This window comes from Kitasatospora fiedleri, from assembly GCF_948472415.1.
Lineage (GTDB): Bacteria > Actinomycetota > Actinomycetes > Streptomycetales > Streptomycetaceae > Kitasatospora > Kitasatospora fiedleri.
Window position 1 is genome coordinate 3,741,331 of sequence record NZ_OX419519.1, and the last position, 22,898, is coordinate 3,764,228.

Below are 22,898 nucleotides of genomic sequence, written 5' to 3' on the forward strand. Positions count from 1 at the left end.
CGGGGCGTCCCGGACACGACCTGAACGCGACCTGAACGCGACCCGGAAGTGACCCGGGTCACATTTCCGCCGCTGTCAAAGTCCTTTCCGCGTGGACAAATTGGCGCGGAGCCGGATCTTTGTTACTGTTTGAACAGTCCGACCGCTGGTGCATCCCCCGTCGCCAGCGGTCGGACATTTCTCGTTCAGGGCCGTACCGCACAGCCTAACTGACGGGACATCATCAAAAAAGCCGGTCAGGGCTGCGGCAGCGCCACCGCGCTGGCCGTGATCAGCCCGCCCAGCAGCGTCCCGACCTCCGGCAGCCAGGGCCGCCCCGGCCCCGGCCGGCGCACCCAGTGCACCGGGCCCGCCGCCGTCCGGGACGGCGGCAGCACCAGGTAGCCGCCCGGCCCGTGGTAGCGCAGCGCGCCCGGCACCCAGGGCCGTTCGGCCAGCAGCCCGCCCAGTTCCGGCAGCGTGTACGGCGCGGTCAGCAGCACGAACCGGTCCGGCGTGCCGAGCACCGGCCCGTACGGGACGCCGATCTCGTCCAGGTGCCGCAGCAGCCACGGTCCGGCCGGCCGCGGCAGGCTCACCGCGCCCAGCGCCCGCCCGGTCGCCGCCAGCACCGGGGCGCCCGGCGCCCGGCGCTCCCACCACCAGCGCACCATCCGCGGATCGGTGGTGGCCGCCTCCAGCGGCGGGTCGTCCGGGTGTCCGCCGGGCACCGCGCAGGACCGGTCGGCGCACGAGCACGGGCCCGGCGCCCCGCGCAGCGCCCGGGCGCCCGGCAGCACCGGCCAGCCGCACCCCTCGGCGGCCCGCAGGGCGGCGGCGAGCGCCAGTGAACGGCTCCGGCGGCCCGGCCACCACCGGCCGACGCGCTCCGGCAGCAGCTCTCGGCGGGGTGGGCGCATGGCGGCTCGTTCCTTTCCGCGTCCATCGGGGCGCACGGCACGGTCGGTGCGATCTTCTGATCGTTCGGATCGGCGTGGTCGGGGTGCGGGCGGTACGTGCGCCGGTACGTGTGCGTCCCGGTTACCCGCCGCTGGAACGAGAATCCCCCATACGTCCGGATGGACGCGGCCGGGCGGGCCCCGGTTCCACCGTACGAGTGAGTGCGCGCGGCCCCGGGTGGCGCCCCGGCGGCCTGCGCATACGATCCCTGGCACGTTCGGCCCCGCACTCCTGGACATGCCCCGATCGGCCTGTGTACAAGTGGGGGAAACATGCCGACTAGTGAGTAAAGACATCATTTCGGTCGGTCTCGGTGGTCCTGCGTGACACGTTCCGGATTGTGGGGAGTTGCGACATGACCGACGTCCACCCGTTGACGTCCCCGGCGCCCGCCGCCACCGCGCTGCCGCCCGCCCCGCCCGCCCCGACCGCTCCGGCGGCCCCGGCGGTCGGCCCGGTGCAGGCGGTCGACCCGACGCGCGCCGCCGGTCCCGTGCAGGCGGTCGGTCCGGCGCGGACGGCCGACCCGGAGAACGCCGTCGACCCGGCGCTGCTGCCGGAGTTCGGCGAGGCGCCCTCCGCCGACCTGCAGGACCGTTTGGCCGGATGGCTGTCCGATTTCACCAGCCTCCAGGAGCACCTGGAGCTGCTGGCCCGGGCCGACGGCCTCACCGGCACCCTCGACGCGCTGCTGGACTCCGGCGCGGCCCTGCTCGGCGCCCGCCGCGGCCTGGTGGTGACGCTGCCGCCCGGCGCGGACCGCCAGCCGGCCCGACCGGTCGGACTCGGCCTGGACCGGGCGATGCTCGGCGCGCTGGAGACCGTCCCGGTCGAGCACGGCCCGTTCGCCGGGCTGCTCGGCCACCCCGGCCCGGACGGCCGCCTGCTGATCGCCGACCTGGCCGCCGACCCCGCCGTCGGCCCCCGCTTCCGCGAGGTCGCCGAGCAGCTCGGCCTCGGCGCCTGCTACGCGCTGCCGCTGGCCACCGGCCCGGCGGGCGCGCTCGGCGCCGCCGCCTGGTTCTACGACGAGCCCGGCAGCCCCGACGAGCGCCGCGAGCACCTGGCGCGCCGCTACTGCGAGTTCGCCGCCCCGCTGCTGGCCCGCCAGCTGGAGGCGGACCGGGCGGTGCGCGCCGCCGAGACGCTGCGCCGCTCGCTGCTGCCCGGCCACCTGCCCGCCCTCGCCGGACTGAAGGTGGCGGCCCGCTGTGTGCCCGCCGCGCTGGAGCGGGCCGCGAACAGCGACTGGTACGACGCGGTCGCGCTGCCCGACGACACCGTCGGGCTGACCGTGGGCAGCGTGCTCGGCGGCGGCCCGGGCGCCGGGCCGGGGGCGGGTGCCGACGCGGCCGCCGCGATGGGCCGGGTGCGGTCCGCGCTGCGCGCCTACGCGGTGCTGGAGGGCGAGGACCCGGTCTCGGTGCTCGGCGACCTGGAACTGCTGCTGAAGACCACCGAGCCGACCCGCTCCGCCACCGCCGTCTACGCCTGCGTCGACCCGGCCGAGCGCCGGATCGCGCTGGCCGGGGCCGCCAACTGCCCGCCGGTGCTGCTCACCCGGTACGGCGCGAACTTCGTGGAGACCTCGCTCTCCGCGCCGCTGGGCATGCTCAGCTGCTGGGAGGCTCCCGGGGTGGAGCTCACCGCGGAGCGCGGCGACGTGCTGGTGCTGTACACCGAGGGCCTGGCCCGCCGCTTCGCCCCGAACCTGCACGCCGGGCAGAGCGCGCTGCGCCGGGTCGCCGCCGACGCCCCGCGCGACGTCCGGCTCGACCCGGACCGGCTCTGCGCCCACCTGCTGGAGCGGGCCGGCGGCGGGGAGCCCGGCGGCGACGACCTGGTGCTGCTGGCGGCCCGCTTCGAGTAGCCCGCCCGACCGGGCCGGACCCCGGCACCCGGACGCACCGGCGGGAACCGCGGAGCGGACGTACCGGCGGGAACCGCGGACCGGACGCCCTTCCTCCGTTCGAACGGCCCTACGTACCATGGGGGCGACATCCGCCCGCACGCCCCGCGACCCGGGGACGGGCGGGCGGCAGCGCGCGCGAGGAGGCGACGTAGTGACCGAGGACCGCAGCCCGGCGGTGGCCGAGAACCCCGAGGGGTCCGCAAAGGGCGAGGAGGAGCCGGTCAAGAGCCGCAAGAACGGCCTGTACGACGGGACCTCCGACGAGCTGGCCGCGTCCATGCGCACCGGCTGGGCGGACACCGAGCTGCGCGGGCTGGCGCCGGACGTCCAGGCCCCGTACGCGGCCGAGCGCCGCGCCAAGCTCTCCGCCGCCTTCCCGGGCGAGCGCCTGGTCGTCCCGGCGGGCAACCTGCGCACCCGCGCCAACGACACCGAGTACGCCTTCCGCGCCGCCAGCGAATACGTGCACCTGACCGGCAACCGGACCGAGGACGCCGTCCTGGTCGGCGAGCCGGTCGACGGCGGCGGCCACGCGTTCGCGCTGTACCTGCTGCCGCGCTCCGACCGGGAGAACGGCGAGTTCTGGCTGAGCGGCCAGGGCGAGCTGTGGGTCGGCCGCCGCCACTCGCTGGCCGAGTCCGAGCAGCTGTACGGCCTGCCGGTGCGGGACGTCCGCACGGCCGCCGAGGAGCTGGCCGCCGTCACCGTGCCGACCCGGATCGTGCGCGGCTACGACGTGGCCCTGGAGGCCGCCCTCGCCGAGCAGCTCGACGAGGCGAAGGACGACGAGCTGAAGGTCTTCCTGTCCTCGCTGCGCCTGGTCAAGGACGAGTGGGAGATCGGCGAGCTGCGCGCCGCCTGCGACGCCACCGTCAAGGGCTTCACCGACGTGGTGCGCGAGCTGGACCGGGCCGTGGCCACCTCCGAGCGCTGGATCGAGGGCACCTTCTGGCGCCGCGCCCGGGTCGAGGGCAACGACGTCGGCTACGGCACGATCGCCGCGGCCGGCCCGCACGCCACCACCCTGCACTGGGTGCGCAACGACGGCGACGTGCGCCCCGGCGAGCTGCTGCTGCTGGACGCGGGCGTGGAGACCCACACCCTCTACACCGCCGACGTCACCCGCACCCTGCCGGTCAACGGTCGGTTCAACCCGCTCCAGCGGAAGATCTACGACGCGGTGTACGAGGCCCAGGAGGCCGGCATCGCCGCGGTGAAGCCGGGCGGGCGGTTCCGCGACTTCCACGACGCCGCGCAGCGGGTGCTCGCCGCCCGCCTGCTGGAGTGGGGCCTGATCGACGCCTCGGTGTACGACCTGGAGAAGGTCCTGGAGCTCGGCCTGCAGCGCCGCTGGACGCTGCACGGCACCGGCCACATGCTCGGCCTGGACGTGCACGACTGCGCGCACGCCCGCCGGGAGGACTACGTGGACGCGGTGCTGGAGCCGGGCGTGGTGCTGACCGTCGAGCCCGGCCTGTACTTCCAGGCCGACGACCTGACCGTCCCCGAGGAGTACCGCGGCATCGGCGTCCGGATCGAGGACGACATCCTGGTCACCGCCGACGGCAACGAGAACCTCTCCGCGGGCCTGCCCCGGCAGGCCGACGAGGTCGAGTCCTGGATGGCCTCGCTGACCTCCTGACGCCCCGCCGCCCTGCGACGGTGCCCCGCCGGAACTCCCCGGCGGGGCACCGTCGTTCCCGGCCCGGTCAGGGCAGCAGCACGTCGAAGCTCTGCGTCCCCACGTCGCCCGGCCCGGCGGCGACGGCCGCCCCGGTCACCGACAGCGGGCCGGAGTCGTCCTCGCCGGCGAAGGTGAGCCGGTAGCGGACGGTGCGGCTCTCGCCCGGGGCCAGCGTGAAGGCCGCGGCGGCCCCGGAGCCGGACGCGTCCGCGGCGAGGCCCGGCAGCTTCGTCCAGCGCTCCCCGTCGAGCCGCTCGGCGACCAGGTCCGCGGCGGCGCCGTGGTACAGCCCGGGGTCGGCGGTCAGCCGCAGCTCCGGCTGCACGGTGTAGGGGACGGCGCCGAAGTCGGTGTAGGTGATGGTGAAGGGCTGCTGGAAGCCGGGCTGCCGCCGGGTGTCGAGCACCTGCGGCAGCGAGACGTCGACCTTGACGTCGTTGGGGTGCGGCCGGCCGGCGCCCGGGGTGAGCGCGCCGATGTCGAGGCTCTGCGCCAGCTCGGTCAGGGCGTCCCGGTAGTCGTCCGCCAGCCCGGCCGCGACCAGGTAGACCTGTTCCGCGTGGAAGCCCCACACGGTGGCGTCGAAGGCGCTGCCGTTGCCGCAGTCGACGTGCCAGGTGACCTGCCGGGCGACCCGGCCGCCGAGCGTCACCACCTTCCGGTCGGCGGCCCGTTGCGGCCCGGCGGCCCCCGTCAGCTCGCCGGGGTGGCCCCAGACCGGGCAGCGCCCCAGGCCCTTCCAGCCGTCCTCCGCGTCGAGCCCGTACTCGGTGGGCCAGGCGGTGCCGTCCCGGCCGCCGCCTGCGGAGACCAGCCGCACCCCGTACGGCAGGCAGTCGCCGGGCTGCTGGGTGGGGCTGCCCGGGCTGAGCAGGCAGAGGCCGTCGGCCGGGTCCTGGTCGGGGACAGTCCAGCCCGCCGGGAGGGTGAAGCCGACGCCGTGGAAGACCCGGTGCCGACCGGTCGGCGGGGCGGCCCCCTGGTCGACGGTGCCGGCGGACGGTTCGGCCGGGGCGCTGGGTGCGGGGGACGGTTCCGGGGAGGCGCTGACCCCGGCCGCCGGGGCGGGGGCGGGGCGGTCCACCGGCCGGTCGGTGCGCAGGCTCAGCCAGCCGGTCAGCGCGGCGGCCAGGGCCAGCGGAAGGGCGACCGTCAGCACCGGCCGCAGGTGGCGGGGTCTGCGGCGGGGCGGCTCGGCGGGGCGCAGGCCCCGGGGGGTGACCTGGGCGGCCCGGGCCGCGAGCGCGGCGCGCAGCAGCTGCTCGACCGGCCGTTCGGGGGTGCGGTCCTTGTCGCTGGTGCTCATCCGGCTTTCTCCAGGTGTCGCTCCAGGGCGTCCAGGGCCCGGCTGGCGGTGGACTTCACGGTGCCCCGGGCCAACCCGAGGGTTTCGGCGATCTGCGTCTCGGACAGGTCCGACCAGTAGCGCAGCACCAGCACCTCGCGCTGCCGGGCGGTGAGTTCGCGGAGCGCGGCGAGCACCCGGCGGTGCTCGTCGTTGAGCACCGCGCGGTCCTCGGCGGACGGCTCGTCCGCCTCGTGCGGCGGGACGTAGGCGCGGGCGGTGCGGCGGCGGCGGAGCACCGAGCGGGCGCCGTTGACCACCGAGGTCCGCAGGTAGCCGAGGGCGTTGTCGAGGTCGTCCATCCGTTCGCCGTACTTGCGGTACAGCTCGGTGAAGGCGTCCTGGACGACGTCCTCGGCGACGTCCTGGTGGTCGACCAGCAGCACCGCCAGCCGGACCAGGGGGAGCCGCTGGGCGTGGTAGAGCTCGGTGAGGGTGGGCCGTTCGCGGTCGTCGCCGCTCCGGCCGCCGGGCAGCGCGCGGAGCGCGGGCGGCTCGGCCGCCGGGCCGGCGGCGGACTCGGCAGCGGTCTCGGTGCGCGGCTGGGCGGTGGGCTCCGCGGCGCTCCCGGCGGCCCCGGCGGGCGGCTCCGCGGCGGGCTCGCGGACGCCGAACAGCGTGGTGCCGGTCAGGGTCTTCCCGGGCGGCGTGGTGCCGGGCAGGGCGTTCCCGGGCAGCGCGGTGCCGGGCAGGGCGCGCAGCAGGGTGCCCAGCAGGCCGCGCGTCGGGCGGCCGATCGGCGGCAGGATCGCGATCGACATCGTGGTGTTCCGTTCCCCCCTCGGAGGCGGCGGGGCGGGGTGCCCCGCCGCCGGTTCGGTCCTGGTGACGTTGTGGCGGCGGCGGGTTCGGTTCAGCCCTACCGGCGGAGCTCGGTCTCGTGCTGCTCGGTGGTGGCGCGGTGGCCGTCGGCGGTGCCGTCGGCGACCACCAGCAGGCGGGTGAGCCGCGGGTCGGCGCCCGGGGCGACGGTGATCCGGAAGGTCGTCGAGCGGCTCTCGCCGGCGCCCAGTGCGGCCGGGAAGTCGTCGGGGGCGAGGCCGACGCCGAGCCGCTCGCCGATGCACGCGTCGACCAGTTCGACCGGTGCCCACGCGCCGCCGTGCAGCCACTCGACCTTCAGGTCGGCGGCGGACGGTTGCGGGCCGTCCCCGGCGGCGTCGAACAGGGCCAGCCCGGCGAGGGCCCGGGCGGCCGGGAGGGCGGAGCCGGTGAGCTTGACGGTGACGTGGAACTGGCCGGGGGCGGGCGCGGGCAGGTCGGCGGGAGCGGTGTCGAAGGCGGCGGCGGGGCGGCGCGGGTCGGTGACCTCGACGTCCTGCACGGCCCGGGCGACCAGGGTGGTGTCGCCGTGGACGGCGTCGGCCTCGACCGGCAGCGTGCCGGGGCCGTCGCCCGCGTCCAGCCGCATCCGGTAGGTGAGGGTGCGGCTGGCGCCGGGGTCCAGGGTGAACCGGGCGTCCTTGCCGGTGGTGGCGTAGTCGGTGCCGGTGCCCTGGGAGAGCGGCAGGTCGGTCCAGCCGGACGGGTCCTGGCGCTGCAGGGTGCCCTCGGCCGTCGGGGCGATGACGGCGCACCGGGCGCCCGGGTAGAACCGGGTGGCGACCACCGGCTGGAGGTCCTGGTAGCTGCGGTCGGTGCCGTTGCGCCAGGTGACGGTGAAGGTGAGCGCCTCGCCGCCGGCCTGGACGGGGTGGCCCGCGAGGCCGTCGAAGGAGATCGACAGCTTCCCGTCGCCCTTCTTCTCCGCCGCGGCCAGGACGCCGGTGCCGTCGGCCCAGGCGGAGTCGCCGTCCGTCCCCGGGTCCGACTCCGGGTCCGCCGGGGTCGGCGCGTCCGCCGCGTCGGCGGTGGCCGGGGCGGTGGGGGTGCCGGTGGCGTCCGGGACCGGCGCGGCGTCGGGCGCGGTGTCCACGGCCGGGGCGGGGGCGGCGGCGCGGGCCGCGGCGGGCGCGGCGCCGTCGTGCCGGACGGGGCCGCAGGCGGCCAGTCCGGCGGCGGTCAGCAGGGTGAGCGGGACGGCGGTCCACCGGCGGTGCTTGCGGCCCCAGCCGGAGTTCAGCCGGACATTCTTCGCAAAACGGATGTCGGTGGACGCGTTCATCTCAGTTCCCCCCGGGGCGGTGACGGTGACGGTGAGCCGGGACGGGAAGCGCCTCTCCCCCGAGCGCGCCCTCCTCACCCCTCACCCTGATGGACGCCCAGCACGGCGGGAGGTTGCGGACGGACGCGAAGTTTTTTCACCGCCGCCGGAGCCGCGCACCGCCCGCGGCGCGCCCGCGGCGAAGCCCCCGGCCGGTCCGTCCGGCGGGGGCTCCGTCGTGCTCAGTGGCGCCGGCCCCAGCCGGAGCGGGCGGCGCGGATCGGGAGTTTCTTCTCATAACGGGCGAAGGAGGACATGGACATCTGACGCTCTCCGGACGTGGTGGTGGAAGAGGACGGGGAACGGCCGCACCGGGCCCCGATGTGATGACTCCTCATCCTCCCGGGAGGTTGTCTCCCGATTCCAAAGGTTTTCCGCCGCCGCCCGCCCCCGTCCGTTCAGCTTCCGCCCCCGTCCGTGCGCACCCGCCCACCCCGCCGCCGCTCCCGGCGCCCCGCCCGGGCGGACGGCTACACTCGGCGCGAGTCCGCCGACGGCCGCCCCGGGAGCACCAGATGGCCGAGCCCGTACCCCTCACGATCGGAAGGCGCCCGGCGCCGGTGCACACCGTCGCGGTGTACGCCTTCGCGGGCATGGCCCCGTTCGAACTCGGCGTGGTGGTCGAGGTGTTCGCGCTGGCCCGGCCCGAGCTGGCCGGGCTGCTGGCCGCTCCCTGGTACGACGTGCGGGTGTGCGCCGAGCGGCCGGGCCACCCGCTGGAGGCGGTCGGCGGGTTCTCGCTGACGCCCCGGTACGGGCTGGAGGAGCTCGCCGCCGCCGACACCGTCGTGGTGGTCGGGGTGCCCGATCCGCTCGGCGACGTCCCGCCCGCCGTGGTCGCCGCGCTGCGCACCGCGCACGCCCGCGGCGCCCGGGTGGTCTCGATCTGCTCCGGCGCCTTCGCGCTGGCCGCCGCCGGGCTGCTGGACGGCCTGCCCGCCACCACCCACTGGCGGTACGCGCCGGAACTGCGCCGCCGCTACCCGGCCGTCCGGGTCGACCCGGACGTGCTGTACGTCGACAACGGCCGGGTGCTGACCAGCGCGGGCAGCGCCGCGGGCATCGACCTGTGCCTGCACCTGGTGCGCCAGGACCACGGCGCGAAGGTCGCCAACACCGTCGCCCGCCGCTTCGTCGTCCCGCCGCACCGGGACGGCGGGCAGGCGCAGTTCATCGAGGCGGCGGTCCGGCCGGTGGACGAGCCGGAGGACGGGGTGGCCCGCTCGATGCGCTGGGCGCTGGACCACCTCGCCCGGCCGCTGACCGTGCCGCTGCTGGCCCGGGCGGCCGGCATGTCCGACCGCTCGTACCTGCGGCACTTCACCGCCCGCAACGGGGTCAGCCCGATGCGGTGGGTGGCGATCCAGCGGATCGCGGCCAGCCTGCCGCTGCTGGAGTCGCCGGAGGGCAGCGTGGAGGAGATCGCCGCGGCGGTGGGCTTCGAGTCGGCGGCGACCTTCCGCCACCACTTCGGCCGCACCATGCGCACCTCGCCGACCGCCTACCGGCGCACCTTCGGCCGGGCCGCCTGACGCCGCGTCAGCCCTCCCCGGCCCCGGACCTCCCCGGCCCGGCCCGGCCCGGTCCCCCCGGTGCGGCTCAGCCCTCCCGCTCCAGCCGGTCCGCGTTGGCGTGGATCGCGTCCCGCAGCCACCGGGCGAGGCCCGGGGCGAGCTTCTCGTACGTCTCGGTGAACCGCGGGTCGGCGAGGTACATGTCGCCGAGGCAGCGGTGCGTCTGCGGGCCGCAGTCGTAGAAGTGCCGGCCGATGTGCCGCCGGTGCTGCTCGGCGACGGCGGTCGCCTGCTCGCCGTCCGGGGCCGCGCCGGCGGTGAACGCCGCCACCAGGGCGTCGTTGATGCCGTCGGCCTCGGCCTTGATCCGCTCCCAGTCCGCCTTGGTGTAGCGGGCGGTGCGCCGCTGGGACTGCTTCCAGGCGTCGGTGGCGCCCCAGCGCTGCTCGGCCTCGCCCTCCCAGTCCTCCTGGTAGTCCGCGCCGAACACCTCGAACTTCTCCTCCGGGGTCAACTGGATTCCCAAGGTCCTCGCCTCCATCGCTCGTTCGACCGCCGCGGCGAGTTCCTCCAGCTTGCGCATCCGGTCGCCGATCAGCTCGCGCTGCCGGCGCAGGTGCTCGCTCGGGCCGACCGTCCGGTCGTCCAGGATCGCCGCGATCTCCTCCAGCGGGAAGCCGAGTTCGCGGTAGAACAGGATCTGCTGCAACCGGTCCAGCTCGGCCTCGCCGTAGCACCGGTAGCCGGCCGGGGTGCGGCCGCCGGGCACCAGCAGGCCGATCCGGTCGTAGTGGTGCAGGGTGCGCACCGTGACCTTGGCGACCGCCGCCAGCCGGCCGACCGAGTAGCCCTCGTCCATCGCGTTCCCTCCTTCCCGCCGCTCGTGCGACCAGCCTGCGGCCTGACGCGACGTGAGGGTCAAGCGCGGTCCGCAGGCGACCGGACGGCGGACGGACGGACGGCCGGCCGGTTCAGTCGGCGATGCCGCTCTGCGCGACGACCTTGCCGATCCGCAGCCGGACCAGCAGCTCGCCCGGGACGCCGTTGCGGGCGGCGTACTCCTCGGCGCGCTGCTCGCCCATGTAGCGGGCGGCGATCCGGCCCGCCCAGTGCCGGACCTGGTCCGGTTCCTCGCTGACCGTCGCCACGCCCTCGACCAGGACGAACGCGAACGGCGGGCGGTCGTCGTCCACGCACAGCGCGGCCCGGCCGTCGCGGAGCAGGGTGCGGCCCTTGACGGTGTCCCGGCCGGTGTTGAAGACCAGGTCGTCGCCGTCGAGCAGGAACCAGATCGGGGCGAGGTGCGGGCGGCCGTCGGCCCGGGTGGTGGCGAGTTTGCCGGTGCGGGTGCCGTGGGCGAGGAAGGCGCGCCACTCGGGCTCGGTCATGGTGGGCATGGCCGCCATCCTCGCAACTCGCCCCGGGGCCGCCTACTCGGACTCGCCGTAGCGGACCAGGTAGGCGGCGAACCGGTCCAGGTCCTCGTCGCCCCAGGAGGTGAAGCGCTCGGTGAAGGCCCGCCGCCGCTGCTCGTACGCCTCCGCCAGCAGCTGTTCGCCGGCCGCCGTCAGGTGCAGCAGCTGGCCGCGCTGGTCGTCCGGGTCGGCCTGGCGGCCCAGCAGCCCGAGCCGCTCCAGCGCGCCGACCTGGCGGCTGACGGTGGACTTGTCGAGCATGAAGTGCGACGCCAGGTCGGCGGCCCGGCAGGAGCCCCGCTCCTTGACCAGGTCGAGCATGCTGTAGGTGACCAGCGAGAGCTCGGGGTGCAGCTGGGCTGCCTTGTGGCGGGCCCGGCGGGCGAACGCGGTGAGCTCGCGCTGGATGGTCTCCAGCGCGGCGTCGCGGTCGGGCATGGCGTGGCTCCTTCGTCGTGCGGTGTTGCCGACCACGGTAGGGGCAGCCGTGCTCAGACGCCGACCGCCTCCTCCATCTCCTCCTCGGCCGGGTCCTCGGCGGACTCGTCGGCGGACTCCTCGGCGGACTTCGCAGTGGGCTCCGCAGCAGGCTCCTGCCCGGCCGGCCGCCCGGTGGCCCGGTCCCGGCGGCGCTCGGTGCGGGCGGCCAGGACGAGCAGCGCCGCGCCGGCCGCGAGCCAGCCGAACAGGGTGGCGACGTGGCCGCCGAGCCCGGCCCGGCCGCCGAAGTAGACGTGGTCGCGGACGCCCTCCAGGAAGCCCGCGCCGTTCCAGAAGGAGTGCAGGGCGCCGTAGAAGCCGTTCTGCAGCTCGGGCTGGAAGATGCCGCCGGAGCTGGTGAAGTTGAGCATCACGAACAGCGCCATCATGGTGAGCGTGGTCCACCGGCCGAGGAAGGTGTGCAGGGCGGTGCCGATGGCGACGATGCCCGCCGAGTACAGCCAGCTCATCGCCCAGACGCCGAGCAGCCCGTGGTCCACCAGGTGGAAGACCGGTCCGGCCAGCGCCGTGCCGAGCAGGCTGACCACCAGCGCCACGCCGAGGCCGAGCAGCGCCCGCACCCGCATCGCCAGCACCGCGCCGGCCGCGCCGAGCACCGCGACCGAGCCGTAGGAGCCGATGCTGAGCGCCACCAGCAGGAAGAACAGGCCCTGCCCGGTCGGGTCGCCGGCCGGCAGCGGGGTCAGTTCCTGGACGGTCAGCGGCTTGCCCTGGTGGGCGGCGACCTGGGTGAACACCTTCTCGGCGGCGGTCGCCGAGGTCTCCGAGCCGGCGGTGGCCACCAGCAGGGTGGGCGCGCCGGCGTCCGGCACGTACGCGGCGGCCAGGTCGCGGTCGAGCAGCCGGTGCCGGGCGGCGTCGGTGTCGGCCACGGTGGTGACGTCCAGTCCGTCGCCGGCCGCGTCCTTCAGGGTCTGCGCCAGCACCTGGGCCTGCGGGCCCTGCCCGACCACCGCGACCGGCAGCTGGTGCGGGGCGGGGGCGTGGAAGGCGGAGAGGTACGCGATCCCCATGCCCAGGCACATCAGCAGCGGTGTGACCAGGTGGGTGAGGACGTGCCGCAGGGCGGGGCGGGGCACCGCTGACAGCGAGGACATCACAGCTCCATGGTTGGCAAGTACAACTAGTATTTGGTTGCACTTTACAACGCAAGTGTGCTTCGCATCCATCCCCCGCCCCGCCCTGTGGCCCACCTCACCCCGGCGCGACGCCCTCCTCACCCCCCGACGCGGCACCCTCCTCACCCCCCGGCGCGGGGCCTCACGGCAGGTCGTCGGGCCTCACAGCAGGTCGTCGAGCTCCCGCAGCAGCCGGCTCTTCGCCCGCGCCCCCACCAGCGACCGCACCGGCTCGCCGTCCCGGAACACCATCAGCGTCGGCATCGACAGCACCCCGTACGCGTTCCGGGTCTCCGGGTTCGCGTCCACGTCCAGCGCCACCACCGCCAGCCGGCCCTCCTGCTCCACCGCCAGCTCCGCCAGCACCGGCGCCAGCTGCCGGCACGGCGGGCACCACTCGGCGGTGAACTCCACCAGCACCGGCCCCGGGGCCGCCAGCACCTGCTCGGCGAAGTCCCGGTCCGTCACACTGCGCACGCCACCCATCACGTCCTCCTGTCGGTCGTCGTCACTCCTCGGTGCGGACCAGCTCGCAGCGCGGCTGCCCGTCGGCCTCTCCGGCCAGCGCGTCGCGGGCCGCCTCGGCCTGCGCCAGCTGTCCCGCCAGCACTTCCCGGACCTCGTTCAACCGGGCCACCACGGCGTCCAGTTCGGCCAGCTTCGCCCGGTACACCTCCAGCGAGGCCGGGCACGAGTCACCCGCCGGATGACCCGCCCGCAGGCACTCCACGAACGGCCGGGTCTCCTCCAGCTCGAACCCGAAGTCCTGGAGCACCCGGATCTGCCGCAGCAGCCGCAGGTCCTCCTCGTCGTACGCCCGGTACCCGTTCCCGCCGCGCCGCGCGGGCAGCAGCCCCCGCGACTCGTAGTACCGCAGCGCCCGGGTGGTGGTCCCCGCCCGCCGTGCCAGCTCGCCGATCCGCATGCCACGACGCTAGACCTTCACCCCGGCGTCAACGCCAGCCCCTTCCGCTGTCGGCCCCCGCGGTGATCGTTACGCTCGCCCGATGACCGAACCGACCACGGCCCTGCTCGCGGCCTACGACGAGCACATGCGCGGCCTCGGCGCCCGCGCCGAGGGCGAGACCCACGAGAGCGACGGCCCGCTGCTGCGCAAGTACGGCGGCTTCCGCGGCTTCGTCACCTCGCCCCGCCCCGACCTCGGCCTGCGCGGCGACGAACTCGACGCACTCATCGCCCGCCAGCGCGAGTTCTTCGCCGCCCGCGGCGAGGCGGTCGAGTGGAAGACCCGCGGCCACGACCTCCCCGCCGACCTCCCGGACCGGCTGGCCGCCGCCGGATTCGTCGCCGAGGAACCGGAGACCGTCCTGATCGGCCTCGCCGCCGAACTCGCCACCCCCACCCCCGCGCCCGAGGGCGTCACCCTGCGCCCGGCCACCACCGCCGCGGACATGCGGCGGATCGCCGCGCTGGAGAGCGAGGTCTGGGGCGAGGACTGGTCCTGGCTGGCCGACGACCTCACCGCCCGCGCGGGCGACGCCGAGGGCTTCCTCGTCCTGGTCGCCGAGACCGATGCGCCCCGCCCCGAGCTGGTCTCGGCCGCCTGGCTCACCCGCACCCCCGGCACCGGGTTCGGCGGCCTGTGGGGCGGCTCCACCCTGGCCGCCTGGCGCGGCCGCGGCATCTACCGCTCGCTGGTCGCCCACCGCGCCCGCTGGGCCCTCGACCACGGCATCCGCCACCTCCAGGTGGACGCCTCCCCCGACAGCACGCCCATCCTGCGCCGCCTGGGCATGCACCCCGTCACGACCACCACCCCGTACGTCTGGACCCCGCCCGCCGCCTGACCCCGCCACCCGCCCACCCACCACCCACCACCCGGCGCGCGGCAGCGGGGGCACCGCGCGCGGCGGGCGGCGGCTCGGCGGCTCGGCGAGCGGCTCGGGAAGATTTCCGCGGAGAAGTTCCGGCAGCATGTAGAGAACCCGCTCCCCCGCTCCGACCACTGGACGCAAGCACGACACCGCACGAACGAACCGAGGAAGTGGTCCCCGTGAAGTACCTGCTGATGACGTACGGAAACCAGGAGAAGTGGGACTCGCTGCCGGCCGAGGGCTGGACCGAGGCGATCGCCCAGCAGGACGCGTTCAACAAGCGCTACCAGGAGAGCGGCGAGCTGATCGGCGCGTACGGGCTGAACGACGCCGCGACCTGCCGGATGGTGGGGCGGAAGGACGGGCTGCCGGTGGTCAGCGACGGCCCCTACCTGGAGACCAAGGAGTACATGGCGAGCTTCTACCTGCTCGACGTCGACAGCGACGAGCGGGCGCTGGAGATCGCCGCCGACATGCCGTGGGCCGACCGGGAGCCGGTGGAGCTGTGGCCGATCCTGCACGAGGCCAAGTGAGTCCGACCGCTCCGGCCGACCAGGACCTGCTGCGCGCGCTCGCGCCGCAGGTCCTGGCGGCGCTGCTGCACCGCCACGCCGGCGCCTTCGACGCCTGCGAGGACGCGGTGCAGGAGGCGCTGCTCGCGGCGGCCGAGCAGTGGCCGCGGGAGGGCCGCCCGGCCAACCCGCGCGGCTGGCTGGTGACGGTGGCCGCGCGCCGGCTGGTGGACCTGGTCCGGGCCGACCGGGCCCGCCGGGAGCGGGAGGAGCGGCTGTTCCTGGCGACCCCGCAGTCCGAGCTGCTGGGCCGCCCGGCGGACGCCGACCCCGACGCGGACCGGGACGACTCGCTGGCCCTGCTGTTCCTGTGCTGCCACCCCGCGCTGACCGCGCCGAGCCGGATCGCGCTGACGCTGCGCGCGGTCGGCGGCCTGAGCACCGCGCAGATCGCGGCGGCGTTCCTGGTGCCGGAGGCGACGATGGCGCAGCGGATCAGCCGCGCCAAGCAGACCATCCGCGCCTCCGGGCTGCCGTTCGCGCTCCCGGCCCCGGCCGAGGCGGACGGGCGGCTGCGCGAGGTGCTCCAGGTGCTCTACCTGGTCTTCAACGAGGGCTACACCGCCACCGCGGGCCGCGACCTGACCTCCCCCCGGCTGTCCGAGGAGGCGATCCGGCTGACCCGGCTGCTGCACCGGCTGCTGCCGCAGGACGCGGAGGTGATGGGCCTGCTGGCGCTGATGCTGCTGACCGACGCCCGGCGCCCGGCCCGGACCGGCCCGGGCGGCGAGCTGGTGCCGCTGGCCGAGCAGGACCGCGGCCGGTGGGACGCGGCGGCGATCGCGGAGGGCACCGCCCTGGTCGAACGGGCCCTGCCGGCCGGCCGGGTGGGCCCGTACCAGTTGCAGGCGGCGATCGCGGCCCTGCACGACGAGGCGCCGGACGTGGCGGCCACCGACTGGCCGCAGATCCTGGCCCTGTACGACCTGCTGCTCCGGGTCGCCCCCGGCCCGGTGCCCGCGCTGAACCGGGCCGTGGCCCTGGCCGAGGTGCACGGACCGGATCTCGCGCTCAAGGAACTCGACCTCCTGGCAAGCGAGTTGGACCGCCACCACCGCTACCACGCGGTCCGCGCCGAACTCCTCGCCCGCACCGGCGACCCCGCCGCGGCCGCCACCGCCTTCCGCCGCGCCGCCGCCCTGGCCCCCACCCTCCCGGAACGCCGCCACCTCAGCGAACGCGCCGGCGCCCTCTCCTGAGCGCTCCGCCGGGGCGTCCCCGCAGCCGGGCGGCCGGGCCGCCCGCCCGGCCGGGTCGCTCAGCCGGGCCGCTCAGCCGCCGACCGCGACGGCGACCGCCGCGTCGATCGCGCCGTAGAGCTCGGAGCGCAGGCCGAGGCGGCTGGTCCGGATGTCGACGGCCTCGGCCACGGCGGGCTGGGCGTAGCGGTCGACGGATTCGCGGATGCCGTGGACGAGGGGGGCGCCGGTCTGGCCGAGTTCGCCGCCGATGACGATGGCGGCGGGGTTGAGGCAGTTGACCAGGTCGGCGAGGACGCGGCCGATGGTGCGGCCGGCTTCGCCGATCACGCGGGCGGCGGCGGGGATGTCGGCGAGCCGGTCGAGCGGCGGGAGGTCGACGTGTTCGCCGGGGCGGGCGCCGGGGGCGAGGACGTGGGCCAGCCGGCGGCGGACCTCGGTGATGGAGACGACGGACTCCAGGCAGCCGCGGTTGCCGCAGCGGCACCAGGTGCCGGTGTCGGGGAGCTGGATGTGGCCGATCTCGCCGGAGATGCCGCTGGCGCCGCGGTAGAGGCGTCCGTCGAGCAGGAGTCCGGCGCCGATGCCGGTGGACGCCTTGACGTAGATCAGGTCGTTGACGGTGCCGCCGGTGCCGTGGGCGCGTTCGCCGCGGGCGCCCATCTCGGCGTCGTTGCCGACGGTGACGGGGCGGCCGAAGACCCGGCCGAGTTCGGCGGCGGGGTCCATGCCGATCCACTGGGAGAGGGTGGAGGGGGCGCGGACCACGTTGGTGCGGGTGTCGAGGGCGCCGGGGATGCCGGCGGCGATCGCGGTGATCCCGTCGAGGCGGTGTCCGGCGGCGTCGAGGGCCTGTCCGGCGAGCGTCTCGGCGGCCTGGAGGACCTCGCGCGGGTGGTTGTCGACGTCGAGGTGGGCGGTGGCCTCGCCGAGGACGGTGCCGGAGGTGTCGGCGACGGCGGCGGTGAGGTGGGTGTGGCCGAAGTCGAAGGCGAGCACCAGGGCGTGCGCGCGGCGCAGGCTGACGGCGGCGGCGCGGCGTCCGCGTCCGGCGGCGGGCGGGCCGGCGGCGGCGGTGGTGGTGGCGTCCTCGCTGACGAGCCCCTCGTCGAGCAGGTCGGTGACGGCGCTGCTGACGGCGGAGCGGGAGAGCCCGGTGAGCCGGCTGATCTCGGCGCGGCTGAGCGTGCCGTGCTCGCCGAGGACGGCGAGCAGGGTGGCCCGGGTGCGCAGGCGGCGGGCCGAGGGGGCCGGGGCGGCGGGGGCTGTCATGCACGGAACGGTAGCGGACTCTCCCCTCAATTTCACCGCTGAACGGATTATTTGACAGCCTGCTCGTCCTCTTGACGGACGAATTGGCCTATACCTATGGTCTAGGGCAGTAGCAACACCTCATGTGCCGGTACGTGGGACGCGCCGGGAGAGGAAGGCCGATGAACGCCATCCAGAGCCGTCATCGCTGGTGCGTCGAGATACCGCACGCCAACGAGATCCGCTCCGGCCGCCACCTGTTCATCGTGGACGCCGCCGCCGAGGAGGACGCCCGCCAGGAGGCGATCGAACGCGCCGAATCGGCCGAGGCCCGCAGACACCGGCGCGACGCCGACCTGGACCTGGCCCAGGTCACCGTGGTCCACCTGGGACTGCTCCGCACGCACTGATCCCCCGACGGCCCGCCGGCCGCCGGGGGATCCGCCGTCGCGCCTCAGGCCCGCCCGGCCGACTTCTGGGTCCGCCGCGCCAGCGAGTCGATCACCACCGCGGCCAGCAGCACCGCACCGGTGATCATGAACTGGATCGCGTTGCTCAGCCCCTGGATGTTCATCCCGGACTGGATCGAGCCGATCACCAGCGCACCGAGCAGCGCCGACCAGGTCGAACCGCGCCCGCCGAACAGGCTGGTGCCGCCGATCACGGCCGCCGCGATGGCGTTCATCAGCAGGTTGCCCCCGCCGGAGGTCTGCGAGGCCGACTGGATCTGCGCGGCCAGGAACAGGCCGCCGATCGCCGCCATGGTGGAACAGATCATGAAGACGGTGATCCGCACCAGGGACACGTTGATGCCGGCCCGCCGGGCGCCCTCGATGTTCCCGCCCAGCGCGAACACCTTCCGCCCGTACGGGGTGCGGCGCAGCACGAACTCCAGCACCACCACGAAGACCACGAAGACCAGCAGCGCCAGCGGCAGCCCCTTGTAGCGGTTGAGCGTCCAGGCCACCAGGAACCCGACCACGGCCAGCGCCGCGCTGCGCACCAGGATGTCGGTGAGCGCCCGGTAGGGGACGCCGGCCGCCCGCCGCCGCCGGGCGTCCAGCAGCGAGGAGCCGAGGAACAGCACCACGCCGGCCGCCGCCAGTCCGTAGGCGGCGATCTGCTGCCCGTAGATGGTGGAATACAGCCGCGAGACGATGTCCTTGCCGGACAGGTTGACGGTGCCGCTGGCGCCCAGGACCTGGAGCATCAGGCCGTTCCAGCCGAGGTTGCCGGCCAGCGTCACGACGAACGCCGGGACGCCGACCTTGGCGAAGAACAGGCCCTGCACCAGGCCGACCACCGCGCCGCCGACGATCGCGGACAGCAGCGCCAGCCACTGGTTGACGCCGTGCGTGACGTTCATGACCGCGAAGATCGCCGCGCACAGGCCGCTGACCGAGCCGACCGACAGGTCGATCTCGCCGAGCAGCAGCACGAACACCACGCCCAGCGCGATCATGCCGGTGCCGACGATCTGCTGGGAGAGGTTGGACAGGTTCTGCGCCGACAGGAAGCTGCTGTTCAGCGAGCCGAACACGGCCCAGATGACGATCAGCGCGACCACCACCGGGGCCGAGCCCAGCTCGCCGCTGGTCAGCCGCCGCCGGAACTCGATCAGGTAGCCCTTGAGGCCCTCCTGCCGGACGATCAGCCGCGGGTCGACGGCCGGGGTGGCCTCCGCGGCCACCGGGACGGGCGCGTTGACGCCGCCGGTCGGCATGGCGTCCTCGGGCAGCCGGTGGTGTTCGGGCTCCGGGGTGTCCCCGCTCATCGCTCGCCTCCCTCACCGCGGGCCTGCCGGCGGGTCACGGCGTTGTCCGTGGCACCGGTGATGGCCGAGATGATCTGCTCCTGGTTGGTGGAGTGCTTGTCGAAGACCCCGTTGTTGCGGCCCAGCCGCAGCACCGCGACGGTGTCCGCGACCGCCATCACGTCGGCCATGTTGTGGCTGATCAGGATCACCCCGAGGCGCTGGTCGCGCAGCCGCTCGACCAGGTCCAGGACCTGCGCGGTCTGCTCGACGCCGAGCGCGGCGGTCGGTTCGTCCAGGATCACCACCTTGGGCGAGCCGATCAGCGCCCGGGCGATCGCCACCACCTGGCGCTGGCCGCCGGAGAGCGAGGCGATCGGGATGCGCACGCTGGGGATGCGGATCGAGAGCGAGTCCAGCAGCTTCCGGGAGCGCTGCTCCATCGCGACCTCGTCCAGGACCAGTCCGAAGTGCTTGATCTCCCGGCCGAGGAACAGGTTGCCGACCACGTCCAGGTTGTCGCAGAGCGCGAGGTCCTGGTAGACGGTGGCGATGCCCAACTGCTGGGCTTCCTGCGGCCGGTGGATGGACACCGGCCGCCCCTCCCACTCGATCACGCCCTCGTCCGGCTGGTTGACCCCGGCGATGGTCTTCACCAGCGTCGACTTGCCGGCGCCGTTGTCGCCGACCAGCGCGAGCACCTCGCCGGCCCGGACCTCCAGTTCGATGCCGGTGAGCGCCTGGACGGCGCCGAACCGCTTCGAGATCCCCCGCAGTGCCAGTACGGTCTCACCCGCCACCGCGACCACCTCCTCTTCCGGTCGGGGGCGGTCTACTGGATTCCGGCGGCCTGGCAGGCCGAGGCGTAGTCCGGGGTGCAGATCTGCTGCGCGGTGTACAGGCCGTCGGCGATCACGGTGGACTTGATGTTGTCCTTGGTGAGCACGACCGGGGCGATCAGCAGCGAGTCGACCTTGGTGCCGCTGCCGTTGGTCGAGGTGGTCGGCTTGAGCGAGGACCCCAGGCTCTGGCCCTGGGCGAACTGCACCGCCATCTCGCCGGCCGCGTCCGCCTCCGGCTTGTACGGCTTGTAGATCGACATCGTCTGGGTTCCCGCCAGAATCCGCTGCACGGCGTCGAGTTGGGCGTCCTGGCCGGTCAGCGGGACGTTCAGGTTGGCGGCCTTGAGGGCGGTGGCGATGCCGGCCGCCATGCCGTCGTTGGCGGAGTAGACGCCCACCACGTTCGGGGCGCCGATCGCGGTGATCGCGGCGGCGGCCTCCTGGTTGGCGGTGTTCGGGTCCCACTGCGGGGTGTCGTACTCCTTGCCGATCTTCAGCTTGCCGTCGATCGCGCTGTGCGCGCCGGCCTTGAAGTCGGCGGCGTTCGGGTCGGTCGGCGAACCGTTGATCATGATGATCTGGCCGCTGCCGGCCTTGTCGCCGACCGCCGTGACCAGCGCCTCGCCCTGGAGCTCGCCGACCTTGTGGTTGTCGAAGGAGACGTAGGCGTCCACCGGGCCCTGGGCGAGCCGGTCGTAGGCGATCACCTTGACGCCCGCGTCGTGCGCCTTCTGCACCGAGGACTGGATCGCCTTGGAGTCCACCGCGTCCAGGATCAGCACCTGGTCGCCCTTGGTCAGCGCGGTGTCCACCTGGGTCTGCTGCTGCGTCGCGTCCTGGTTGGCGTTGTAGTAGTCGATCTGCGCGTTGGGCGCCAGCGACTTGATCTTCGCCTCGATCAGCGGGCGGTCGAACTGCTCGTACCGGGTGGTCTTGGACTCCGGCAGCAGCAGGCCGATCTTCACCGCCTGGTTCGCGCTGCCGGAGGAGCCCGAGGAGCCGGACGACTGCTTGGCGCTGCCGCAGGCCGCCAGGCCCACGGCGAGCGTGGCCGCGGTGGCCGCGACGGCGATCCGACGGAGACCGGTGTGCATGATGCCCTCTTCCTGTCGATGGCGCCCCCGTCACCGAGTGTGAGAACGGTTGGCGTCCACCACGATCGGGGTTGCTCCGAGCGGGTGGCGGGGCCCGCGGCGGGCAAGCGGGGCGGGAGGGCGCGGGCAGGGTGCGACGGCACCCGTCCGGGTTTGTATGCTTCGCTCGGCCTCTACAGCCCTGTAGAAGTTCGGCCGGCGGCAACGGGTGAGGGGGCGTCATGTCCGTACGCAACGAGAGAACCGGCCACGACGGCGGCCGCGGCCGGCGAGGGCGGCGGATCGCCCTGTGGGCCACCGTCGGCACCGTCTCGCTGGCCGTCCTGGCCGGCGGGCTGCTGTACCACCGGCTCAACGGCAACCTGAGCACCTTCGGCGGCGACGGCGTCAGCCGGGACCGGCCGCCCGCCGCCGGCGCCGACGCCGAGGGCCGCACCCCCGTCAACCTGCTGCTGATCGGCTCCGACACCCGCTCGGGCGGCAACCAGGACCTCGGCGGCGGGGAGGACGGCGGCGCCCGCTCGGACACCGCGATCCTGCTGCACGTCTACGCCGACCACCGGCACGCCGTCGGGGTCTCCCTCCCGCGCGACTCGCTGGTCGAGATCCCGCCCTGCCTGCTGCCCGACAAGACCTGGACCCCGGACCGGCCCAGCGCGATGTTCAACAGCGCCTTCTCGGTCGGCGACACCGAACAGGGCAACCCGGCCTGCACCCAGAACACCGTCGAGAAGCTCACCGGCCTGCGGATCGACCACACCCTGGTGATCGACTTCCAGGGCTTCGCCGACATGACCACCGCGGTCGGCGGCGTCGACGTCTGCCTGCCGCAGGCCGTCCACGAGGGCGACCTGGACCCCCACCTCGGGCAGCGCGGCAAGGAACTGTTCAAACAGGGCCACCAGACCGTCTCCGGACAGGCCGCGCTCGACTACGTCCGCATCCGGCACGGCCTCGGCGACGGCTCCGACATCGGCCGCACCAAGCGCCAGCAGGCCTTCCTCGCCGCGCTGATCAGGCAGGTCAAGGCGCAGGGCATGGACCCCACCACCCTGCTGCCGCTGGCCGACGCCGCCACCAAGGCGCTCACCGTGGACGAGGGACTCGGCTCCGCGGGCAAGCTGGTCGACTTCGCGATGTCGCTCAAGGACGTCGACCTGCACGACGTCAAGTTCCTCACCGTCCCCTGGCGCTACCAGGGCGAACGGGTCGCCCTGGTGCACCCCGACGCCGACCAGCTGTGGGCCGCGCTGCGCTCCGACCGCACCCTGGACGGGCAGGACGCCTCCGCCTCGGCCTCTGCTTCCGCCTCCGCTTCGGCCTCCGCCGAACCCGTCTCCGCCGCCTCCGCCGGCCCCGCCGCGGTCGACGGCGCCGGTATCCGGGTCGCGGTCCACAACGGCACCGACACCGCCGGGCTGGCCACCCGGGCCGCCCGGGTCCTGGAGGACTCCGGCTTCACCGTCACCGGCCGGGCCGACGCCGCCTCCCGCACCCACCGCGGCACCCTGGTCGAATACGGGTCCGGCGAGAAGGCCGCCGCCGAGAAGGTCGCCGCCCTGTTCCCCGGCACCACCCTCCAGCCCGGCGACCGCGCCGGGATCACCCTCACCCTGGGCGCCGACTACGCGGGCACCCCCGACCCCACCACCGCCCCACCGGCCCCCACCGGCCCGCTGCCCACCAGCGTCAGCCAGGCCCGCTCCGCCGACGAGGACGCCTGCGCCGACCTCACCTACGGCTGAACCGCCGCCCGCACCGCCGTCGCCGGTGTTCCGGCG

Annotated in this window: 22 protein-coding genes; 8 read left to right on the plus strand and 14 right to left on the minus strand. The window is 74.9% G+C overall.

Translation table 11 applies throughout. The features are described 5' to 3' along the window. Window positions 1-236: 236 nt before the first annotated feature. Window positions 237-899: a bifunctional DNA primase/polymerase gene (locus QMQ26_RS17330; RefSeq protein WP_100837346.1), complete on the minus strand. Its 663-nt coding sequence runs from the start codon at window positions 897-899 to the stop codon at window positions 237-239. A 395-nt stretch (window positions 900-1,294) separates the two neighbouring features. On the opposite strand from QMQ26_RS17330, the gene QMQ26_RS17335 reads away from it, so the two are divergent. Continuing rightward, complete coding sequence (locus QMQ26_RS17335; protein ID WP_282206282.1) at window positions 1,295-2,809, plus strand: PP2C family protein-serine/threonine phosphatase; 1,515 nt, start codon at window positions 1,295-1,297, stop codon at window positions 2,807-2,809. A 193-nt stretch (window positions 2,810-3,002) separates the two neighbouring features. After that, window positions 3,003-4,493 carry an aminopeptidase P family protein gene (locus tag QMQ26_RS17340; RefSeq protein ID WP_282206283.1) on the plus strand — a complete coding sequence of 497 codons (1,491 nt, stop codon included), beginning with the start codon at window positions 3,003-3,005 and terminating at the stop codon, window positions 4,491-4,493. 67 nt (window positions 4,494-4,560) lie between these two features. Here the strand turns inward: QMQ26_RS17340 and QMQ26_RS17345 are convergent, their stop codons facing one another. The 3 genes from QMQ26_RS17345 to QMQ26_RS17355 form a co-directional block, all read right to left on the minus strand. After that, a complete protein-coding gene (locus QMQ26_RS17345; protein ID WP_282206284.1) occupies window positions 4,561-5,841 on the minus strand; it encodes a hypothetical protein in 1,281 nt (426 codons plus the stop codon). Further along, window positions 5,838-6,641, minus strand: coding sequence for a SigE family RNA polymerase sigma factor (locus QMQ26_RS37480; RefSeq protein WP_318552248.1), 804 nt, complete (start codon window positions 6,639-6,641; stop codon window positions 5,838-5,840). The genes QMQ26_RS17345 and QMQ26_RS37480 overlap by 4 nt, the downstream gene beginning before the upstream one ends. A 98-nt stretch (window positions 6,642-6,739) precedes the next feature. After that, window positions 6,740-7,984, minus strand: coding sequence for a hypothetical protein (locus QMQ26_RS17355; RefSeq protein ID WP_282206285.1), 1,245 nt, complete (start codon window positions 7,982-7,984; stop codon window positions 6,740-6,742). Between the two features lie 554 nt (window positions 7,985-8,538). On the opposite strand from QMQ26_RS17355, the gene QMQ26_RS17360 reads away from it, so the two are divergent. Next, window positions 8,539-9,555, plus strand: coding sequence for a helix-turn-helix domain-containing protein (locus QMQ26_RS17360; protein ID WP_100837340.1), 1,017 nt, complete (start codon window positions 8,539-8,541; stop codon window positions 9,553-9,555). 67 nt (window positions 9,556-9,622) lie between these two features. Here QMQ26_RS17360 and QMQ26_RS17365 read toward each other — a convergent pair whose 3' ends face one another. The 6 genes from QMQ26_RS17365 to QMQ26_RS17390 form a co-directional block, all read right to left on the minus strand. Continuing rightward, entirely contained in the window at window positions 9,623-10,396 is a 774-nt protein-coding gene (locus QMQ26_RS17365; protein ID WP_100837339.1) for a MerR family transcriptional regulator, read from the minus strand. A gap of 112 nt (window positions 10,397-10,508) precedes the next feature. After that, the gene (locus tag QMQ26_RS17370) at window positions 10,509-10,925 is read right to left on the minus strand and encodes a PPOX class F420-dependent oxidoreductase (RefSeq protein WP_199847134.1); all 417 of its coding nucleotides are present in this window, start codon (window positions 10,923-10,925) and stop codon (window positions 10,509-10,511) included. Window positions 10,926-10,967: 42 nt separating this feature from the next. Then, window positions 10,968-11,390: a MarR family winged helix-turn-helix transcriptional regulator gene (locus tag QMQ26_RS17375; protein ID WP_100837337.1), complete on the minus strand. Its 423-nt coding sequence runs from the start codon at window positions 11,388-11,390 to the stop codon at window positions 10,968-10,970. Between the two features lie 53 nt (window positions 11,391-11,443). After that, complete coding sequence (locus QMQ26_RS17380) at window positions 11,444-12,550, minus strand: YhgE/Pip domain-containing protein (protein ID WP_282206286.1); 1,107 nt, start codon at window positions 12,548-12,550, stop codon at window positions 11,444-11,446. 183 nt (window positions 12,551-12,733) lie between these two features. Beyond that, window positions 12,734-13,057, minus strand: a complete 324-nt coding sequence (locus tag QMQ26_RS17385) for a thioredoxin family protein (protein WP_282206287.1) — start codon at window positions 13,055-13,057, stop codon at window positions 12,734-12,736. Between the two features lie 22 nt (window positions 13,058-13,079). Beyond that, window positions 13,080-13,496 carry a MerR family transcriptional regulator gene (locus tag QMQ26_RS17390; RefSeq protein WP_282206288.1) on the minus strand — a complete coding sequence of 139 codons (417 nt, stop codon included), beginning with the start codon at window positions 13,494-13,496 and terminating at the stop codon, window positions 13,080-13,082. An 82-nt stretch (window positions 13,497-13,578) separates the two neighbouring features. On the opposite strand from QMQ26_RS17390, the gene QMQ26_RS17395 reads away from it, so the two are divergent. From QMQ26_RS17395 to QMQ26_RS17405, 3 genes are all read left to right on the plus strand, one after another. Next, the gene (locus QMQ26_RS17395) at window positions 13,579-14,379 is read left to right on the plus strand and encodes a GNAT family N-acetyltransferase (RefSeq protein ID WP_100837333.1); all 801 of its coding nucleotides are present in this window, start codon (window positions 13,579-13,581) and stop codon (window positions 14,377-14,379) included. A 206-nt stretch (window positions 14,380-14,585) separates the two neighbouring features. Beyond that, the gene (locus QMQ26_RS17400) at window positions 14,586-14,939 is read left to right on the plus strand and encodes a YciI family protein (protein ID WP_100837332.1); all 354 of its coding nucleotides are present in this window, start codon (window positions 14,586-14,588) and stop codon (window positions 14,937-14,939) included. After that, window positions 14,936-16,177, plus strand: coding sequence for an RNA polymerase sigma factor (locus tag QMQ26_RS17405; protein ID WP_282206289.1), 1,242 nt, complete (start codon window positions 14,936-14,938; stop codon window positions 16,175-16,177). Before QMQ26_RS17400 ends, QMQ26_RS17405 begins: the two co-directional genes overlap by 4 nt. A gap of 72 nt (window positions 16,178-16,249) precedes the next feature. On the opposite strand, the gene QMQ26_RS17410 is transcribed toward QMQ26_RS17405, so the two are convergent. After that, window positions 16,250-17,449, minus strand: a complete 1,200-nt coding sequence (locus QMQ26_RS17410) for an ROK family transcriptional regulator (protein ID WP_282206290.1) — start codon at window positions 17,447-17,449, stop codon at window positions 16,250-16,252. A gap of 161 nt (window positions 17,450-17,610) precedes the next feature. Between QMQ26_RS17410 and QMQ26_RS17415 the strand changes: the two genes are divergently transcribed. Next, window positions 17,611-17,838, plus strand: a complete 228-nt coding sequence (locus QMQ26_RS17415) for a hypothetical protein (RefSeq protein WP_282206291.1) — start codon at window positions 17,611-17,613, stop codon at window positions 17,836-17,838. A 44-nt stretch (window positions 17,839-17,882) separates the two neighbouring features. Here the strand turns inward: QMQ26_RS17415 and QMQ26_RS17420 are convergent, their stop codons facing one another. The 3 genes from QMQ26_RS17420 to QMQ26_RS17430 are packed head-to-tail and all read right to left on the minus strand — an operon-like array spanning window position 17,883 to window position 21,117. After that, window positions 17,883-19,151 carry a sugar ABC transporter permease gene (locus QMQ26_RS17420; protein WP_282206548.1) on the minus strand — a complete coding sequence of 423 codons (1,269 nt, stop codon included), beginning with the start codon at window positions 19,149-19,151 and terminating at the stop codon, window positions 17,883-17,885. Between the two features lie 47 nt (window positions 19,152-19,198). Then, complete coding sequence (locus QMQ26_RS17425; protein WP_100838600.1) at window positions 19,199-19,981, minus strand: ATP-binding cassette domain-containing protein; 783 nt, start codon at window positions 19,979-19,981, stop codon at window positions 19,199-19,201. A gap of 32 nt (window positions 19,982-20,013) precedes the next feature. Then, window positions 20,014-21,117: a sugar ABC transporter substrate-binding protein gene (locus QMQ26_RS17430; protein ID WP_282206292.1), complete on the minus strand. Its 1,104-nt coding sequence runs from the start codon at window positions 21,115-21,117 to the stop codon at window positions 20,014-20,016. A gap of 221 nt (window positions 21,118-21,338) precedes the next feature. Between QMQ26_RS17430 and QMQ26_RS17435 the strand changes: the two genes are divergently transcribed. Beyond that, the gene (locus QMQ26_RS17435; protein ID WP_282206293.1) at window positions 21,339-22,862 is read left to right on the plus strand and encodes an LCP family protein; all 1,524 of its coding nucleotides are present in this window, start codon (window positions 21,339-21,341) and stop codon (window positions 22,860-22,862) included. Window positions 22,863-22,898: the final 36 nt, after the last annotated feature.

What these genes read in the sequence shown, in the direction of transcription:
- QMQ26_RS17360 (WP_100837340.1), top strand. Translation starts at nt 8,539, where the DNA reads ATGGCCGAGCCCGTACCCCTCACGATCGGAAGGCGCCCGGCGCCGGTG.
- QMQ26_RS17365 (WP_100837339.1), bottom strand. Translation starts at nt 10,396, where the DNA reads ATGGACGAGGGCTACTCGGTCGGCCGGCTGGCGGCGGTCGCCAAGGTC.
- QMQ26_RS17430 (WP_282206292.1), bottom strand. Translation starts at nt 21,117, where the DNA reads ATGCACACCGGTCTCCGTCGGATCGCCGTCGCGGCCACCGCGGCCACG.
- QMQ26_RS17390 (WP_282206288.1), bottom strand. Translation starts at nt 13,496, where the DNA reads ATGCGGATCGGCGAGCTGGCACGGCGGGCGGGGACCACCACCCGGGCG.
- QMQ26_RS17330 (WP_100837346.1), bottom strand. Translation starts at nt 899, where the DNA reads ATGCGCCCACCCCGCCGAGAGCTGCTGCCGGAGCGCGTCGGCCGGTGG.
- QMQ26_RS17410 (WP_282206290.1), bottom strand. Translation starts at nt 17,449, where the DNA reads ATGACAGCCCCCGCCGCCCCGGCCCCCTCGGCCCGCCGCCTGCGCACC.
- QMQ26_RS17335 (WP_282206282.1), top strand. Translation starts at nt 1,295, where the DNA reads ATGACCGACGTCCACCCGTTGACGTCCCCGGCGCCCGCCGCCACCGCG.
- QMQ26_RS17380 (WP_282206286.1), bottom strand. Translation starts at nt 12,550, where the DNA reads ATGTCCTCGCTGTCAGCGGTGCCCCGCCCCGCCCTGCGGCACGTCCTC.
- QMQ26_RS17355 (WP_282206285.1), bottom strand. Translation starts at nt 7,984, where the DNA reads ATGAACGCGTCCACCGACATCCGTTTTGCGAAGAATGTCCGGCTGAAC.
- QMQ26_RS17345 (WP_282206284.1), bottom strand. Translation starts at nt 5,841, where the DNA reads ATGAGCACCAGCGACAAGGACCGCACCCCCGAACGGCCGGTCGAGCAG.
- QMQ26_RS17415 (WP_282206291.1), top strand. Translation starts at nt 17,611, where the DNA reads ATGAACGCCATCCAGAGCCGTCATCGCTGGTGCGTCGAGATACCGCAC.
- QMQ26_RS37480 (WP_318552248.1), bottom strand. Translation starts at nt 6,641, where the DNA reads ATGTCGATCGCGATCCTGCCGCCGATCGGCCGCCCGACGCGCGGCCTG.
- QMQ26_RS17435 (WP_282206293.1), top strand. Translation starts at nt 21,339, where the DNA reads ATGTCCGTACGCAACGAGAGAACCGGCCACGACGGCGGCCGCGGCCGG.
- QMQ26_RS17375 (WP_100837337.1), bottom strand. Translation starts at nt 11,390, where the DNA reads ATGCCCGACCGCGACGCCGCGCTGGAGACCATCCAGCGCGAGCTCACC.
- QMQ26_RS17370 (WP_199847134.1), bottom strand. Translation starts at nt 10,925, where the DNA reads ATGACCGAGCCCGAGTGGCGCGCCTTCCTCGCCCACGGCACCCGCACC.
- QMQ26_RS17385 (WP_282206287.1), bottom strand. Translation starts at nt 13,057, where the DNA reads ATGGGTGGCGTGCGCAGTGTGACGGACCGGGACTTCGCCGAGCAGGTG.
- QMQ26_RS17395 (WP_100837333.1), top strand. Translation starts at nt 13,579, where the DNA reads ATGACCGAACCGACCACGGCCCTGCTCGCGGCCTACGACGAGCACATG.
- QMQ26_RS17420 (WP_282206548.1), bottom strand. Translation starts at nt 19,151, where the DNA reads ATGCCGACCGGCGGCGTCAACGCGCCCGTCCCGGTGGCCGCGGAGGCC.